This is a genomic window from Microbacterium canaveralium (genome assembly GCF_047238045.1).
In the GTDB taxonomy this organism is placed as follows: domain Bacteria; phylum Actinomycetota; class Actinomycetes; order Actinomycetales; family Microbacteriaceae; genus Microbacterium.
This window is the reverse complement of record NZ_JBDFMA010000003.1, coordinates 314,410-329,643: the sequence shown is the minus strand read 5'-3', so window position 1 is coordinate 329,643 and position 15,234 is coordinate 314,410. Positions and strand designations below refer to the sequence as shown.

The 15,234-nt window shown below is 70.7% G+C and carries 14 protein-coding genes; 5 read left to right on the top strand and 9 right to left on the bottom strand.

Annotation, left to right across the window (positions count from 1 at the left end):
- Positions 1–108 precede the first annotated feature (108 nt).
- A complete protein-coding gene (locus ABC271_RS02470; RefSeq protein ID WP_412923335.1) occupies positions 109–555 on the top strand; it encodes a recombinase family protein in 447 nt (148 codons plus the stop codon).
- A gap of 38 nt (positions 556–593) precedes the next feature.
- Here the strand turns inward: ABC271_RS02470 and ABC271_RS02465 are convergent, their stop codons facing one another.
- From ABC271_RS02465 to ABC271_RS02455, 3 genes are all read right to left on the bottom strand, one after another.
- Complete coding sequence (locus tag ABC271_RS02465; protein WP_412923334.1) at positions 594–2,939, bottom strand: ATP-binding cassette domain-containing protein; 2,346 nt, start codon at positions 2,937–2,939, stop codon at positions 594–596.
- A gap of 107 nt (positions 2,940–3,046) precedes the next feature.
- The gene (locus ABC271_RS02460) at positions 3,047–4,591 is read right to left on the bottom strand and encodes a DEAD/DEAH box helicase (RefSeq protein ID WP_412923333.1); all 1,545 of its coding nucleotides are present in this window, start codon (positions 4,589–4,591) and stop codon (positions 3,047–3,049) included.
- Between the two features lie 184 nt (positions 4,592–4,775).
- Complete coding sequence (locus ABC271_RS02455) at positions 4,776–5,348, bottom strand: DNA-3-methyladenine glycosylase I (RefSeq protein WP_412923332.1); 573 nt, start codon at positions 5,346–5,348, stop codon at positions 4,776–4,778.
- A 141-nt stretch (positions 5,349–5,489) separates the two neighbouring features.
- Between ABC271_RS02455 and ABC271_RS02450 the strand changes: the two genes are divergently transcribed.
- On the top strand, positions 5,490–5,618 hold the full coding sequence (locus ABC271_RS02450) for a hypothetical protein (RefSeq protein ID WP_412923331.1): 129 nt from the start codon (positions 5,490–5,492) through the stop codon (positions 5,616–5,618).
- 48 nt (positions 5,619–5,666) lie between these two features.
- Here ABC271_RS02450 and ABC271_RS02445 read toward each other — a convergent pair whose 3' ends face one another.
- From ABC271_RS02445 to ABC271_RS02435, 3 genes are all read right to left on the bottom strand, one after another.
- Entirely contained in the window at positions 5,667–7,769 is a 2,103-nt protein-coding gene (locus ABC271_RS02445) for an acyl-CoA dehydrogenase family protein (RefSeq protein ID WP_412923330.1), read from the bottom strand.
- A gap of 153 nt (positions 7,770–7,922) precedes the next feature.
- On the bottom strand, positions 7,923–9,962 hold the full coding sequence (recQ, locus tag ABC271_RS02440; RefSeq protein ID WP_412923329.1) for a DNA helicase RecQ: 2,040 nt from the start codon (positions 9,960–9,962) through the stop codon (positions 7,923–7,925).
- A 66-nt stretch (positions 9,963–10,028) separates the two neighbouring features.
- Entirely contained in the window at positions 10,029–10,412 is a 384-nt protein-coding gene (locus ABC271_RS02435) for a VOC family protein (RefSeq protein WP_412923328.1), read from the bottom strand.
- Positions 10,413–10,523: 111 nt separating this feature from the next.
- Here ABC271_RS02435 and ABC271_RS02430 point away from each other — a divergent pair, with 111 nt between their 5' ends.
- The 3 genes from ABC271_RS02430 (at position 10,524) to ABC271_RS02420 (ending at position 12,544) form a co-directional block, all read left to right on the top strand.
- The gene (locus ABC271_RS02430) at positions 10,524–10,862 is read left to right on the top strand and encodes a GNAT family N-acetyltransferase (RefSeq protein ID WP_412923327.1); all 339 of its coding nucleotides are present in this window, start codon (positions 10,524–10,526) and stop codon (positions 10,860–10,862) included.
- Positions 10,859–11,881, top strand: coding sequence for a pirin family protein (locus ABC271_RS02425; RefSeq protein WP_412923326.1), 1,023 nt, complete (start codon positions 10,859–10,861; stop codon positions 11,879–11,881). Before ABC271_RS02430 ends, ABC271_RS02425 begins: the two co-directional genes overlap by 4 nt.
- A 108-nt stretch (positions 11,882–11,989) precedes the next feature.
- Complete coding sequence (locus ABC271_RS02420) at positions 11,990–12,544, top strand: ECF transporter S component (RefSeq protein ID WP_412923325.1); 555 nt, start codon at positions 11,990–11,992, stop codon at positions 12,542–12,544.
- On the opposite strand, the gene ABC271_RS02415 is transcribed toward ABC271_RS02420, so the two are convergent.
- Genes ABC271_RS02415 through ABC271_RS02405 form a run of 3 tightly spaced genes read right to left on the bottom strand, consistent with a single transcriptional unit; the run spans position 12,541 to position 15,214 of the window.
- Positions 12,541–13,092 carry a hypothetical protein gene (locus ABC271_RS02415; protein ID WP_412923324.1) on the bottom strand — a complete coding sequence of 184 codons (552 nt, stop codon included), beginning with the start codon at positions 13,090–13,092 and terminating at the stop codon, positions 12,541–12,543. The two genes, ABC271_RS02420 and ABC271_RS02415, sit on opposite strands and share 4 nt — an antisense overlap.
- Positions 13,089–13,436 (bottom strand): hypothetical protein, encoded by a 348-nt coding sequence (locus tag ABC271_RS02410; RefSeq protein WP_412923323.1) that lies wholly within the window; start codon positions 13,434–13,436, stop codon positions 13,089–13,091. Before ABC271_RS02410 ends, ABC271_RS02415 begins: the two co-directional genes overlap by 4 nt.
- Positions 13,433–15,214 (bottom strand): TIGR03767 family metallophosphoesterase, encoded by a 1,782-nt coding sequence (locus ABC271_RS02405; protein WP_412923322.1) that lies wholly within the window; start codon positions 15,212–15,214, stop codon positions 13,433–13,435. The genes ABC271_RS02410 and ABC271_RS02405 overlap by 4 nt, the downstream gene beginning before the upstream one ends.
- Positions 15,215–15,234: the final 20 nt, after the last annotated feature.

Genomic DNA, 15,234 nt, shown 5'->3' with positions numbered 1-15,234 from the left:
CCCCTTGCAGACTGCCGGCGTGTTGTCGGCGCGATGAAGTCTCGCGTTGATGGGGCTCGAGCCTGGGCGTCCGCGGGGGCGTAAGGCAGAATGGACGCGGGAGGTGCCATGAGCGAACCGATCTCGTCCACGGATGCCGATGTGCCGGTTGCTCACACCGCGGCCGACTGCCCGCAGTGTTTCACCGAGATGCAGAGCGACGGCGCGTGGTGGCGAGCGCGACCGGCCGGTTCGCGTCTCGTGGGCCTCGTCGTGTCGCGCCCCGGTCTTCCCTCCGTTGTCAGGCAGCGCGATGACCTCACTCGTTTCGGCGTGCCGATCGAGGGCTTCCGACACCCCGCCCCCGAGACCCTCGAGGACTGGGCAGCCCGACTCGAGCGCTTCTTCGGGACGCTGACCCGCGGTGACGTCCTCGTCGTCACCACGGTCGAGGCCCTCGGTGTCTCACGTGCCGACGCGTCTCGCGCCGTGTCGGAGCTCCGGCAGCGCGGGGTCATCGTCAAGGTGCTCGCCCACGGCGACCGGCACCTGCACACCGCGACTCCGATGGCCTGACCGGCCCCGCAGCCCCGCCGCCGGGGATCGGCGCGGCGTCAGACCCCCACGTACCGGGCGAGGTGCTCGCCCGTGAGCGTCGATCGAGCGTCGACGAGGTCGGCCGGGGTTCCTTCGAAGACGATCGTCCCGCCGTCTCGCCCCGCCCCCGGGCCGATGTCGATGATCCAGTCAGCGTGCGCCATGACGGCTTGATGGTGCTCGATCACGATGACGGTGTTGCCGGCATCCACGAGGGAATCGAGCAGGGCCAGCAGCGTGTCGACATCGGCGAGATGTAGACCGGTCGTCGGCTCATCGAGCACGTACACCGCGCCCTTCTTGGCCATCGAGATCGCGAGTTTGAGCCGCTGCCGTTCGCCGCCCGAGAGGGTGTTCAGCGACTGACCGAGCGTGATGTACCCGAGGCCGACGTCGACTAGTCGCCCCAGGACCGCGACCGCGGGCCCTCGGGTCAGGAACGCGGATGCCTCGGCCACCGACATCTGCAACACCTCGGCGATGTTCTTGCCGTCGAGGGTGTATTGGAGCACTTCGTCGGCGAAGCCCGTCCCGCCGCACAGCTCGCAGACAGTCTCGACGGTGGACTGGAAGCCGAGCTGCGTGACGATCACTCCGAGTCCGTTACAGGCGACGCACGCGCCCTCGGAGTTCGCGCTGAAGAGCGCCGGCTTCACACCGTTCGCTTTGGCGAACGCGGAGCGCACGGCATCCAGGACGCCGGTGTACGTGGCCGGGCTGCTGCGCCGCGAGCCCTTGATCGGCGACTGGTCGACGACCACGACGTCGTCGGCGGCCGGCAGGTTGCCGTGGATCAGGGATGACTTGCCCGACCCCGCGACCCCCGTGACGACCGTGAGAACGCCGAGGGGCACATCGACGTCGACGTTCTTCAGGTTGTGCTGCGAAGCCCCGCGGATGGGGATGGCGCCCGTGCGCGGGCGCACCGCGGCCTTGAGCTGAGCCCGGTGGTCGAGGAAGCGGCCGGTCAGGGTATCGCTCGCGCGTAGCCCCGCCACCGCGCCCTCGTACTGGATGGTTCCGCCGTCGCGGCCCGCGCGCGGGCCGAGGTCGACGACATGGTCGGCGATCTCGATGACCTCGGGCTTGTGCTCGACGACCAGCACGGTGTTGCCCTTGTCGCGCAGTTGCCGCAGGGTGTCGTTCATCCGCTGGATGTCGTGGGGATGCAGGCCCGCGGTCGGCTCGTCGAAGACGTAGGTGATGTCGGTCAGGCTCGAACCCAAGTGCCGGATCATCTTGGTCCGCTGCGCCTCGCCGCCCGACAGCGTGCCGCTCGCGCGGTCGAGCGAGAGGTATCCGAGCCCGATGTGCACGAAAGCGTCGAGCGTGTCGCGGAGCCCATCCACGATCGGGGCGACGGAGCGGTCGTCGATCGTGCGCACCCATGCGGCGAGGTCGGTGATCTGCATGGCCGCGGCATCCGCGATGTTCACCCCGCCGATGCGGGACGATCGTGCCCCCTCGTTCAGACGCGTGCCTTCGCACGCCGGACACGGCACGAACGTCACGGCGCGGTCGACGAACGCGCGGATGTGCGGCTGCAGGCCGTCGCGGTCTTTCTGCAGCATGCTCTTCGTGATCTTGGGGACGAGCCCCTCGTACGTCATGTTGGTGCTGGCGATCCGCACCTTCTGCTGCTCGCCGTACAGGAAAAGCTGCCGCTGCTCGGGGCTGAAGTCGCGCACGGGCATGTCGCCGTCGAAGAAACCCGCCTCGGCGAAGATGCGGACCATCCAGCCGTCGGCGGTATATCCGGGGACGAGGATCGCCCCGTCGTTCAGGGACTTCGACTCGTCGACCAGTTGCGACAGGTCGATGTCGCTCACCTGGCCGAGACCCTCGCAATCGGGGCACATGCCGCCGGTGATCTCGAACGACCGTCGCTCCTTCTGCCCCTTGCGCGCACCGGTCGCGATCTCCACCGCGCCGGAGCCCGAGATCGACGGGACATTGAAGGAGAACGCCTGCGATGAACCGACGTGCGGCTGCCCCAGCCGGCTGAACAGGACGCGCAGCATCGCGTGTACGTCGGTCGCTGTGCCCACCGTCGATCGCGCGTTGGGCGCCATGCGCTCCTGATCGACGCGGATGGTCGCGCTCAGGTTCTCGAGCGCATCGACCTCGGGACGCGACGGCTGCCCCATGAACTGCTGCACGAACGTCGGGTACGTGTCGTTGATGAGCCGCTGCGACTCGGCCGCGATCGTGCCGAACACCAACGACGACTTGCCCGAACCGCTCACACCCGTGAAGACCGTGAGCCGCCGTTTGGGTACGTCGACGTCCACGTTCTTGAGGTTGTTCTCACGTGCGCCGCGCACGCGGATGACGTCGTGGGCATCGGCGGGGGCATCGGCCATGGCGGCTCCTCGAAGGGTCGACCCTCAGTGTGCCGTAGGCCTCCGACATCCGCGACCGCGAACGTCGCCCCCGCGGACGGATCCGCGGGGGCGACGAGAAGGGTGGGTCAGCCCTGGGCGCGACGGTTCGTGCGCGGGCTGCGGGCGCCGACGACCATGCCGGTCGTGGGGGCACCGGATGCCGAGCGGCCGGCGCCCTGCGGACGACCGTTGCCGGAGCCACCGCGGGGGTTGCCGCCGGCTCCCTGACCGCGTCCCGAACCCGAGCGCTGACCCTGACGTGCGGGCTGCGCACCATCGGTGGTCGCGGCACCCTGCCCGGCACCGCGGCCGCGGCGACGACGCGCCTCGCCCGGAGCGGACGTGCGGGGAGCGGCATCCGAGGATCCCTGTCCGCGAGCGGCGCGCTTGCGCTGAGCGTTGGCGCCCTGCGAGCGTCCCCCACCCTGCGGTTGCGCGACGATCGGCTCGGGCTTGACGTACGGGGCGACCTCACCCACGAGCGCGAGGACCTCGGGCGAGGTCGGCGTCACCGCCTGCGGCGTGACCGAGATCTGCGCCTTGCGGAGGATGTCGAGCGTGTCGCGACGCTGCTCGGGAAGCATGATCGTCACGACGTCACCGGCGCTGCCGGCCCGGGCGGTACGGCCCGAACGGTGCAGGTACGCCTTGTGCTCGACGGGCGGGTCGACGTGCACGACGAGCTCGATGCCGTCGACGTGCACACCGCGGGCGGCGACGTCGGTGGCGACGAGGACCTTGGCGCGCCCGTCGCTGAAGGCGGCGAGGTTGCGGTCACGCGCCGGCTGCGAGAGGTTGCCGTGCAGATCGACCGAGGGGATGCCGGCGGCGGTCAGCGCTTTGGCGAGCTTCTTGGCCTGGTGCTTGGTGCGCATGAACAGGATGCGGCGGGCGGAGCCCGAAGCCAGCGTCTCGACGAGCTGCTTCTTGGCATCCGCGTCGGCAGGGGTGAAGACGTGGTGGGTCATCGCGGCGACGTGCGAGTGGGCCTCGTCGACGGAGTGCAGCACCTCGTTGCGGAGGAAGCGCTTGACGAGCTTGTCCACACCGTTGTCCAGCGTCGCCGAGAACAGCAGGCGCTGGCCGTCGGCGGGCGTGCGCGAGAGAAGGCGGGTCACACCGGGGAGGAAGCCCAGGTCGGCCATGTGGTCGGCCTCGTCGAGGACGGTGATCTCGACCGCGTCGAGGCTCGCGAAACCCTGACCGATGAGGTCTTCGAGGCGGCCCGGGCACGCGACGAGGATGTCGACGCCCGCGGCGAGCGCGTCGACCTGACGCTTCTGGTTCACGCCGCCGTAGACGGTGGTCGTGGTGAGGTCGTACGCCGCGGCGAGGGGCTTGATGACCTCGTCGATCTGGTTGGCGAGCTCGCGGGTCGGGGCGAGCACGAGCGCGCGGGGGCGGCGGCCGCGGCGGCGGTCGCTCTTCGCGGCGAGGCGGGCCACCAGCGGCAGCGAGAACGCGAGGGTCTTGCCGGAGCCGGTCTTGCCCCGGCCGAGCACGTCGCGCCCGGCGAGGGTGTCGGGCAGGGTGTCGGCCTGGATCGGGAAGGGCTCGTTCTTTCCCTGCTCGGCGAGGACGGCGATCAGCGGCGCGGGCACGCCGAGGTCTGTGAAAGTCTGGGACGTCATGAAGTCTCCTGCCGGCGCGCGAGCACGCACGGCGGTTCGGGATGCCGCGATACTGCGGCTGCAATGGGCGAAGGCGCCGGGCGGCGCATCCGTTCGCCGTGAAGGTCAAAGGCCCACGCAAGGGGGCCGGTGCGTTCGACGACGCTGGGAGCGAGAGCTCCACGACCCAGTCTAGCGGGTGACGTCAGGCCGCCGCGCGCCAGCACCCCGCGACGTGGTCGTCGACCATGCCCGACGACTGCATGAGGGCGTACATCGTGGTGGGGCCGACGAAGCGGAATCCGCGCCGTCGCAGCTCTTTGCTCATCGCGGTCGACTCGTCGGTGACGGCGGGCACCTCGGCGAAGGAGGACGGCGGTCGATGCTGCGCCGGGGCGAACGACCACAGCAGCGCGTCGAGTTCGCCCTCGGCCATGCCCGCGACGATCGCGGCGTTGCCGATCACGGCCTCGATCTTGCCGCGGTGGCGGATGATGCCGGCATCCTGAAGCAACCGCTCCACGTCGTCGGGCCCGAACGCGGCGACGACGGCCGGCTCGAACCCGCGGAACACCTCGCGGAAGCGCGGGCGCTTGCGCAGGATCGTGATCCACGACAGCCCGGCCTGGAACCCCTCGAGGCTCATCTTCTCGAACAGCGGACGATCGCCGCGCAGCTCGGTGCCCCACTCCTCGTCGTGGTACCGGCGGTACTCGATGTCGTCGCCGACCCAGGCGCACCGGGCGATGCCGTCGGCGTCGATGATGAGGTCGCTCATGCTCTCAGGGTAGGCCGGGGGTCCGACACCAGCGCTGGCCTGCGGTCCGACCGGCCGGTACCCTCCCGGCATGCACACCGTTCCCCTGGGTGCGCGAAGGACACGCGTCTCGCTCTACCTCGGCTGGTCCTGGCCGTCATCATGATCGTCGTCGGGCTCGTGGCCATCGGCGTGGACGGACCGCTGTGGTTCGCGCTCATCATGCTGTTCGCGGGCGCCATCATCGCGGGAATCGCCATCATCCGTCTGGCGCTGCTGCGCCGCAACTGACACGACGAAGGGCGGCGGCCGTCCCGACCACCGCCCTTCGTGAGCGCCTTACTTGCCCGGCTTCTTCTCCGGCACCGGGGCGTTGCCCGACGCCCGCAGCGCCGCGTAGTACGACGCCGCCTCGTTCTGCCGGTCGTCCTCGACGCCCGTCGCGATCGAGGCGCGGATGTGCTCGGGGCCGTAGCCGAAGGCATCCACCAGGTCTTGCGCGTGGGGACGCAGCCGCACGCACAGACGGTCGATGTAGCTCGACACCGCCGCCGCGCGCTGCGTCGACAGGCGCCCGTTGATCAGGTACCAGGCCAGGTGCTTCTCGATGAGCTGCAGGCCGAAGAGGTCACGCAGCCACGTCAACACCTGACGCGAGGAGTCGTCGCCGAGGCGATTGATCGCGTCGGTGAACGCCTCCCACTGCAGCAGTTCGCCGTGCGCTCGCGCGGCTTCGATCAGCTCGGCCTGGTTCTCGTTGAAGAGCGCGGCCGCGTCCTCGCGGGAGAGCTTGGATGCCGGGCGCAAGCGCCCCGCGATGTCGGCGACCATCTGCTGCACGCGACCGGCGAGGAGCTCGTGCTGCTGCTGTGCCCGAAGGCCCTTCTCGACCGAGCGCGCGGTCGAACCGAGGTCGGTCACGGCCTGTCCGAGCTGACGGAGACCGGCGCCGTGGAAGAGCTTCCCGGCCGTCTGCCCGACGGCGAACGCGGCGAGGGCCTTGGCATCCTTGCCCTTGAACTGCTTCGCATAGTCGGCGAGCAGACGCTTCCCGACGAGCTGCAGCAGCACGTTGTTGTCTCCCTCGAACGTGACGTAGATGTCGAGGTCGGCGCGGAGCCCCACGAGACGGTTCTCGAACAGGAAGCCCTGGCCGCCGCACGCCTCGCGCGATTCCTGCAGGGTGTCGAGCGCGTGCCAGGTCGACAGCGGCTTCAGCGCGGCGGCGAGGGTCTCGAGGTCTTCGCGATCGGCATCCGTGTCGAGGCGGCCGCTGAAGACGCCGTCGAACTTCTGCAGGAACTCGTCGTGCGCGAAGATCTGGGCGTACGTGGTCGCCAGACGTGGCAGCAGGCGGCGCTGGTGCTTGCCGTAGTCGAGCAGCGTGACCTCGGGGGTGCCGCTGCCGGAGTCGAACTGGCGACGCTGGTTACCGTACGTGATCGCGATCGTGAGGCCGATGGCCGACGCCCACGCGGCGGCGCCGTCGAGCGAGACGCGACCCTGCACGAGCGTGCCGAGCATCGTGAAGAAGCGACGGCCGGGGCTGGCGATCTCGCTCGAGTACGTGCCGTCGGCGGCGACGTCACCGTAGCGGTTCAGCAGGTTCTCGCGCGGGACACGGACCTGGTCGAAGTGCAGGCGTCCGTTGTCGATACCGTTCAAGCCGCCCTTGAGGCCGTCGTCCTCGCCGCCGATACCCGGCAGGAACGTGCCCTCATCGTCGCGCAGCGGCACGTAGAAGCAGTGCACGCCGTGGTTGACGCCGTTGGTGATGAGCTGCGCGAAGACGGTGGCCGCCTTGCCGTGCAAGGCCGCATTGCCGAGGTAGTCCTTCCAGGCGCCGCGGAACGGCGTGTGGATGACGAACTCCTCGGTCTCGGGATCGTAGGTCGCCGTCGTGCCGATCGCGGCGACGTCCGAGCCGTGGCCGGTCTCGGTCATCGCGAAGGCACCCGGGATCTCGAGGCTCATGATGCCCGGCAGCCACTTCTCGTGGTGCTTTTCGGTTCCCAACTGCAGCACGGCCGAGCCGAACAGCCCCCACTGGACGCCCGACTTGATCTGCAGGCTGGGGTCGGCGGCCACGAGCTCTTCGAACCCGGCGATGTTCGCGCCATTGTTCTCTTCGCCGCCGAACCGCTTCGGGAACGCGCGGTGCACGGCCTTGCGGGCGACGAGCTCGTGGAGCTGGCCCAGGGTGCGCTCGCGGTGGGCGTCCATAGCGAGGCTGTCATCGCGCCAGAACAGCGGGTCTTTCAGCATCTCGCGCGCCTCTCGGCGGGTATCGGCCCACGTTCCGAGCAGCAGATCGGTGACCCGCTCGATGTCGATGCGGTTCTCGGCGGCCTCCGCGGCGGAGTGCGCGGCGGTCGGCGCACCCCCGACGGGGGTACGCGTGCTCGTGGCGGGCGTGGTGGGACGGACGGCGGCGTCGGTCATCTCGGCACCTTTCGACGTTGCAAAGGGATGCCTCCACGGTAGGAGTCCCACAACGCTGGATCAAACATTGTGTGCGGTCTACACAAGCCCGGCCGGCGACGTCGCCACGGGTGGTTGTGGGGCGTCAACATCTCTGGGAGACACCCGGACGAGTCAGTGCTGGGCGACCACCGTCAGGATGCCGTCGCCGTAGGCCTCGCGTTTCTTGGCACCGATGCCGGTGATGCCGTCGAGGTCGCCCATGGAGGCGGGACGCTCGGCCGCGATCGCCCGCAAGGTGGCGTCGCCGAAGACGATGTAGGCCGGGACACCCTGCTCACGCGCCTGCTCGGCGCGCCAGACGCGTAGCGCCTCGAAGAGGTCGCGGTCGCCGGGAGCGACGTCGTCGGCACTGGACTTGCGGGGACGGGTCGAGCCGCCGCCGGCCGACCGCCCGAGGGCGTCGCGACGGAGAGGCACGGGGGTCTCGCCGCGCAGCACCGGTGCCGAGGCCTCGCTGATCGCCAGCGTGCCGTAGTCGCCCTGGGCGACGATGATGCCGCGCGCGAGGAGCTGACGGATGACACTGCGCCAGTCCTGGTCGGACAAGTCGGCGCCGAGCCCGTACGTGGTCAGCCGGTCATGGCCCTGCTGCGCGATGCGGTCGGTCTTCGCGCCGCGGAGGATGTCGATGAGGTGGCCCGCACCGAACGCCTGCCCGCGCTCGCGCTGAAGACGAACGATCGTGGAGAGGAGCTTCTGCGCCGCGACGAGCCCATCCCAGGTGTCCGGCGGGGTCAGACACGTGTCGCAGTTGCCGCACGGCTCGGACGGCTCGCCGAAGTACGACAGCAGGTTCTGTCGGCGGCATCCGACCGTCTCGCACAGGGCCAGCATGGCGTCGAGGTGCTGACCGAGACGCATCTTGTAGGACCGGTCGCCCGGCGACTGGTCGATCATGCGCCGCTGCTGCACGACGTCGCCGAGTCCGTAGGCCATCCACACGACCGACGGATCGCCGTCGCGACCGGCGCGGCCCGTCTCCTGGTAGTAGCCCTCGACGGACTTGGGCAGGTCGATGTGGGCGACGAATCGCACGTCGGGCTTGTCGATCCCCATGCCGAAAGCGATCGTGGCGACCATGATGACACCGTCGTCGCGGAGGAAGCGCGACTGGTTGGCCGCGCGCACGGACGCGTCGAGCCCCGCGTGGTACGGCAACGCGTCGAGCCCCTGCGCTGCGAGGTACGCCGCGGTCTGCTCGACGCTCTTGCGGCTCAGCGCGTAGACGATGCCCGCCGAGCCCTCGGGCTGCGATCGGATGAAGGACACCAACTGACGGCGTGGATCGACCTTGGCATCGATCCGGTACTGGATGTTGGGCCGGTCGAAGCTCGCGATGAACGTACGGGCGTCGCGCAGTCGGAGCCGCTCGACGATCTCGCGCGCCGTCTCGGGTGTCGCGGTCGCGGTCAGTGCCATGCGCGGAACACCGGGGAACCGGTCGGCGAGGTCACCGAGCGCCAGGTAATCGGGGCGGAAGTCGTGGCCCCACTGCGACACGCAGTGCGCCTCATCGATCGCGATGACGCTCAAGCGCCCCCGCGCGAGGAGTCCGAGGGTCTGCGCGCCGTTGAGACGCTCGGGCGCCACGTAGAGGAGGTCGAGGTCGCCCGCGAGATACGCCTGCTCGACGGCCTGGCGCTGGGCGGGGGCCTGCGTCGAGTTGAGGTAGGCCGCGCGCACACCGTTGGCGACGAGGGCGTCGACCTGGTCGTGCATGAGGGCGATCAGCGGGCTCACGACGAGCCCGGTACCGGGGCGCGCGAGAGCGGGTACCTGGTACGTGACGCTCTTGCCACCGCCGGTCGGCATGAGCACCACGGCATCCCCGCCGTCGACCACCCGCTGCACGATGTCGGCCTGGTCGCCGCGGAACGCGTCGTAGCCGTAGACCTCGTGCAGCACCTCGCGCGGGTCGCGGCCGGTGAAGTCACGGGCGTCGGGCAGTTCGCGTGCCGTGCCGGTCACGACCGCCGCTCGAGCGAACGGCGAGGCCGCGGCATCCGTCGGCGGCGGTGGCGCGTCAGGGTCTTCGGGCGGGGCGAACAGATCGGGGTCCCAGTCGGCACCCGCGTACGGATCGTCGTACCCGCCGAACGCCTCGGGAGGCGCGTCGGCGTACGGCTCGGGAGCGGCGCCGGGAGAAGTCACCCGACCACGGTAACCCGGGCGGCCGACACCGGCAGCGGAGGGAAGGACCGGTCGTGGAGAGCCGGGTCAGGCTTCGGCCTGGGGAGGAGGGTCCGACGGCAGCTCCCACAGCTCGAGTGGCAGCCCCTCGGGATCGCGAAGGCGGACGAACCGGCCGTAGGCGGTGTCCCACTCCTCGCGTCGTTCGACCGCGACCCCGGCCGCGTCGAGGCGCCGCACGATCGCGTCCAGGTCGGTGACCCGGAGATTCAGCAGGAACGGCTGATCGGCCGCGAAGTCCGCCGACCCGCTCGAGACCGGCGCGAACACGGTCGGGCCGGCGTCCTGCATCCACACGGCATCCGATCCCTCCGCGCCGACCGGGATGCCGAGCAGGTCGCGGTACCAGCCGGCTCGCGCCTCGGGATCGCTACTGCGCAGGAGGAGCCCGCCGATACCCACAACCGTCATGCCCGCACCCTAGCGATCGGCCTCGCCGCCCGCCAGCACCGGCCGACCCGGGATGGCGGAACAGCACGCACCCTGCGAACGTTGAGGTCAGGACCGACGACCGGAGGCGACATGACTGACGAAGTGACCGTGACCCGCAACGACGAGGCGCACCGCTATGAAGTGCACGTGGACGGCGAACTGGGTGGAGTGCTGCAGTTCCGCCCCGCTGGCGAGGGCCGCGTCGTCCTGCCGCACACCGAGATCGACTCGGCGTTCAAGGGCAAGGGCCTGGGCTCGACACTTGCGAGCGAGGCGCTGGCCGATCTCGCCCGGCGCGGCGAGACGATCATCCCGACGTGCCCGTTCGTCGCTCGCTACCTGCACGAGCACGACGTGCCGGGCCTGGTGATCGACTGGCCGAACGATCAGGACGCCGCAGACTCTGCCGATCCCGGCGAACCGGCATGACGCGGCTCGACGTCGCCCCCGAGGCCACGGAGGGCCCCGTCGACTGCGACGGTCCGCGTGCGCTCATCGTCGAAGCGCGTGAGGTGCCGCTCGGCGGCGTGCGGGCCATGGCCGTGCACCGCACGCTTCCCCACCGCGCGCTGCCGATGGTCGGGGCCTGGTGCTTCCTGGACCGTTTCGGCCCACAGGACACCCTCATGCGCGTCGAGCCGCACCCGCACATCGGACTGCAGACGGTGACCTGGCCGATCATCGGCGAGGTGCGCCACCGCGACACGGTGGGCAGTGACGTCGTCGTACGTCCCGGAGCCCTGAACCTCATGACGAGCGGGGAGGGCATCGCCCACTCCGAGTACTCGGTCGGCGAAAGTCCGATTCCGCTCGACGCGCTGCAGCTCTGGGTCGCCCTGCCCGAGTCCCGCCGCCACGGCGCGCCCGCCTTCGAGCGGCACGAGAACCTCCCCGTGCACGACCTCGGCGACGGGGCGGATGCCGTCGTCGTCATGGGCGAGTTCGGCGCGATCACGTCGCCCGCCACCGTCCACACCCCGATCGTGGGCGCCGAGCTCCGGCTCCCCGCGGGCCGGACCGTGCGGGTACCACTCCGGCCCGAATGGGAATATGCCCTCTACGGAATGATCGGCTCCGCCGAGGTGGAGACGGGAATGGATGCCACCGACGCCGACGCGGCGCAGCGAACGACTCCGCTCGCGGCGACGGGGGCCACGGCATCCGTCGACGCATCACGTCTGCTCTACCTGGGGACGGGTCGGGACCACGTGGACGTCACCGCGCCGGACGACGCCCGGGTGTTCCTCCTCGGCGGCGAGCCGTTCGAGGCCGACATCGTGATGTGGTGGAACTTCGTCGGCCGCTCGCACGAGGAGATCCTCGAGGCGCGTGAGGCATGGGAGGCCCAGGCCTCGCGCTTCGGCGCGGTCGTGGGACACGGCACAGAGCGCATCCCCGCTCCCCCTCTCCCCGCCGTGCGGCTGACACCGCGACGCCGCCGGGCGTAGCGCCGCGGTCGAGTGTCCAGAACACGCCGGATGCCGAGGCGGAGATACGGCGTGTCGTGGACAGTCGGCGAGGCCGCGACGACAGTCGTGCCGCGATACGCTGAGCCCGTGTCGTCGGCATCCCGTCTGTCCACCCGTGTGCTTCTGATCTGCGCCGCGATCGGGGTCGGCACGGGCATTCTCGGGGGCGCGGCCGGATGGCTCACCCTCGTCGTCCTGGCCACCGCACCGTGGGCGTACGGCCTCGTGCTCGGGTCGCACGTCCTCCCCGGGATCATCGCGCAGCAGGTCGTCCGCCGGCCGTGGGTGGCGCTGCTCACCCATCTGCTCGCGGCTCTCGTCGCGAGTGCGATGGCGCCGCAGTGGACGCTGCGCTTCCTCGGGACCGCGGTGCTGTTCGGTGGCATCCAGGAGGGTGTCGCGGCGCTCACCCGATACCGCGTGTGGGCGAGCGCCCGATTCTTCGTCTCCGCCGTGATCATCGGGCTCGTCGTGGCCGCCGCGGTGTGGTTCGCGGCGCACCTCGGCGCCCTCGCTCCGTGGGCGCAGGTCGCCTCGCTCGTCATCGCGGTGCTCGGGCCGGTCGCGTGGACGGCCGCGGGCATCGGGATCGGCTCGGGACTCCGAGGCGCCGGGGTCGCGCGCGGACTGTCGCGGCGTTAGCGGGTACGCCGGGGCCGCACCGCGAGCCGCGCCCACGCCCGCGCGAGCAACGCGGCGAGCGCGCCCACCACGATCCACGTCACGAACGATCCGAGCCCGCCGGTGACGAACAGCCCGAGGAGCAGCGCGGCGATCGCGACCACGACGATCGCGAGGAGGGTCAGCACCGCGAGCAGGATCGCCCGGACCGGATGCCAGAGGAACGCGCGCAGACCGCTCCACGCCGTGGCATCCGGGGTACCGGCGGGCGCCGCGAACACGAAGGCGACGAGGAGCGCCGGGAGGAGAGTCGTCGACGACACCACGGCGAGCGCCCCGACGATCACGAGCGCGAGCGCCACGGCGGCGAGTGAACGCCCCCCGCGGGCGCCGGGGCCGCCCACCAGGACGACGACGCCCGTCGCCGCGGCCACGAGCGTCACGACGGACGCGGTGAGCAGCGCGACGAAGAGCGGCGCGGCGGCCGGGGTCGCGCCCGGCAGGACGCAGAGCGCCTGGATCACGGCGTTCGCCAGAACCACGGCCGTGACGAGCAGCGCGCGCCTCACGGGGCGACTCCCGCGGCCTGATCGATCACGGCGCTGACGCTGCCGGAGAACACCGTCTCCGACCCGACGGTCACGGTGAAGCTGTCGGGGTCGCCGGCCGACGAGGCCGCGGAGACCGCAGCGCCGTCGGCCGTCGTCCCCTCGCACGAGATCGCCCCGTCGGAGGCCCGCGTGCAGATCGGCACCTGCTCCAGGGCTATGCCCTTCTGCTGCAGCACGTCGATCGTCGCGAAACGGACCTCCGTGAGGTGGTTGCCGCCGACGGGGGCGATCGCCGCGACCTGCGAACAGCCCGACAACGCCACGACCGCCAGAAGCGCCGCCGCCGCGCGGACGCGCCTCACAGCCCCCGCTCCTTCTCGTACGCGAGGATCCGTGCCCGCTCGGCGACGTGCTGCGCTTCCAGCTGCGCATCGGTGATGACCGAGAGGTCGAACGGCGCCGGCAGCAGCAGCTCGGTGTTGCGGTCCAGCGGCGATCCCCGGCGCATGAGCGGCGTCTCCGCCCAGTCGTTGGCGGCGAGCTCGCGGCTGCGGGACGCCAGGTCGGCGACCGAGCCCGAGTTCCCCGGCATCGCGGGGGAGGCGTGGTCGAGAACGGTGGTGAACAGCGACAGCGTGCCGTCGCGGTTGTCGACGATCTCGACCACCTGCTGCTGCTGCGGGAAGTCGATGCACGACGCCGTGGTGATCTCCCAGAAGCCGCCCTTCGCGTTCGTGTGGGCGAGGATTTGATTCAGATGAGTGTGGCCGTTGAGCCACCCGACGACGACGGGATACTCCAGCAGCATCGCGACGAGCTCCTCGGCGCCGTAGAGCTTCTCGTCCGCGCCGGGGCGAGTGGCGCGGTTCTCGAGCGTGAGGCTGTTGTGGTGGCTGAAGATCAGCGCGAGCACCTGGTCGCGCTGCGCGATCTCGAGCTGCGCGCGCAGCCACTGCATTTGCGACTCGGGCACCGCGCCGTCGGGGCCCGCGACAGCGTTGCAGGTGTCGAGCCCGAACGCGCGGACGCGGGGGCTGAGGTCGGCCTGCCACCAGGTCTCACCCGACGTGAGGTTGTGCGCGGTGAAGCCGTGCCCGACGGGTCCGGGCGTGGGCTGCGTCCGGAAGTGCTCGGCCATGAAGTCGCGCTGCTCGAACAGGTACCGATCCGGGTTGGCAGCGACCTCCTTGAACCCCGGGCCCCCGGACGCCAGCCCCAGCGACGCGAGCGCCTGGGCGAGCACGCTCGTCCCTGCGGCCCATCCTTCGAGGGCCGTGGATGTCGTGGCATCCAGGGTGTATGACTTCCGGGCGCCCACGGCGAGCGCTCGCAGCTGCGGGCTGATGTCGAACGTTCCGAGCAGGAGCGTGTCGTGGTTGCCATAGACCGCGTACCAGGGGGCGGGGAGTCCCACCGACGTCACCGGCTGCGCGATGGCCTGCGCGAGAAGATCCGGCAGGCGCGGAAATCCGTAGTCGCCGAAGTCGCCGCCGCTCGGGTCCCCGGGGCGGTACGCCCACGTCGCCTCGCTCCACGCCTGGACTCCCTGCCACGTCGGGCCGCCCGTGGCCGGGTCGACCGCGAGGCCGTCCATGAGGTCGATGTACCAGCGCAACTCGAGGTGCGAGTGCATGTCGGCGCTGTCGCCCGTGACGATGGCCGCGCTCATCGGCGCTCCCGTGAGCGGGCTGTACCGGGCGTCCGAGAAGGCCTGCACCATCGCGGCCGTCGCGTGCGGGCTGAGCGGATCCTGCGGGTGGAAGGCCGAGCCCCATGCCGAGTGGTTCTGCACGATCATCGGCTCGATGCGTCCCGGCGACTGCGCCTCGATGACGTGCAGGTCGGACAGGTGTCCGAGGTACAGGAGCGAACGACGGGCCTTCGTGCGCGCGGGAGACGGCGAGCGCCGCAAGACGTCGATGCGCGGGACGTATGGTTCGCCCGGTCCGGTCGTCAGGGTGCGGTACTTCCCGGACAGGATCGCGCCCCGACGGATCGTCTGCAGGAGCGTCGAGGGGATGTCCGCCGACGGTGCCGCTGCACGCGCGAGCTGCGGCGCGAGCACGTCGAACCCGAGCCCCGTCGCGGCGGCAGCGGCGGCGGTGGCGTGCAGAAACTGACGGCGGGAGAGACCGGTCACGAGATCGTCCGTTCGGGCGG

Coding starts and splice junctions, on each gene's coding strand:
- ABC271_RS02445 (WP_412923330.1), bottom strand. CDS start 7,769: ATGACCGACGCCGCCGTCCGTCCCACCACGCCCGCCACGAGCACGCGT.
- ABC271_RS02465 (WP_412923334.1), bottom strand. CDS start 2,939: ATGGCCGATGCCCCCGCCGATGCCCACGACGTCATCCGCGTGCGCGGC.
- ABC271_RS02460 (WP_412923333.1), bottom strand. CDS start 4,591: ATGACGTCCCAGACTTTCACAGACCTCGGCGTGCCCGCGCCGCTGATC.
- ABC271_RS02455 (WP_412923332.1), bottom strand. CDS start 5,348: ATGAGCGACCTCATCATCGACGCCGACGGCATCGCCCGGTGCGCCTGG.
- ABC271_RS02435 (WP_412923328.1), bottom strand. CDS start 10,412: ATGACGGTTGTGGGTATCGGCGGGCTCCTCCTGCGCAGTAGCGATCCC.
- ABC271_RS02450 (WP_412923331.1), top strand. CDS start 5,490: ATGATCGTCGTCGGGCTCGTGGCCATCGGCGTGGACGGACCGCTGTGG.
- ABC271_RS02430 (WP_412923327.1), top strand. CDS start 10,524: ATGACTGACGAAGTGACCGTGACCCGCAACGACGAGGCGCACCGCTAT.
- ABC271_RS02425 (WP_412923326.1), top strand. CDS start 10,859: ATGACGCGGCTCGACGTCGCCCCCGAGGCCACGGAGGGCCCCGTCGAC.
- ABC271_RS02470 (WP_412923335.1), top strand. CDS start 109: ATGAGCGAACCGATCTCGTCCACGGATGCCGATGTGCCGGTTGCTCAC.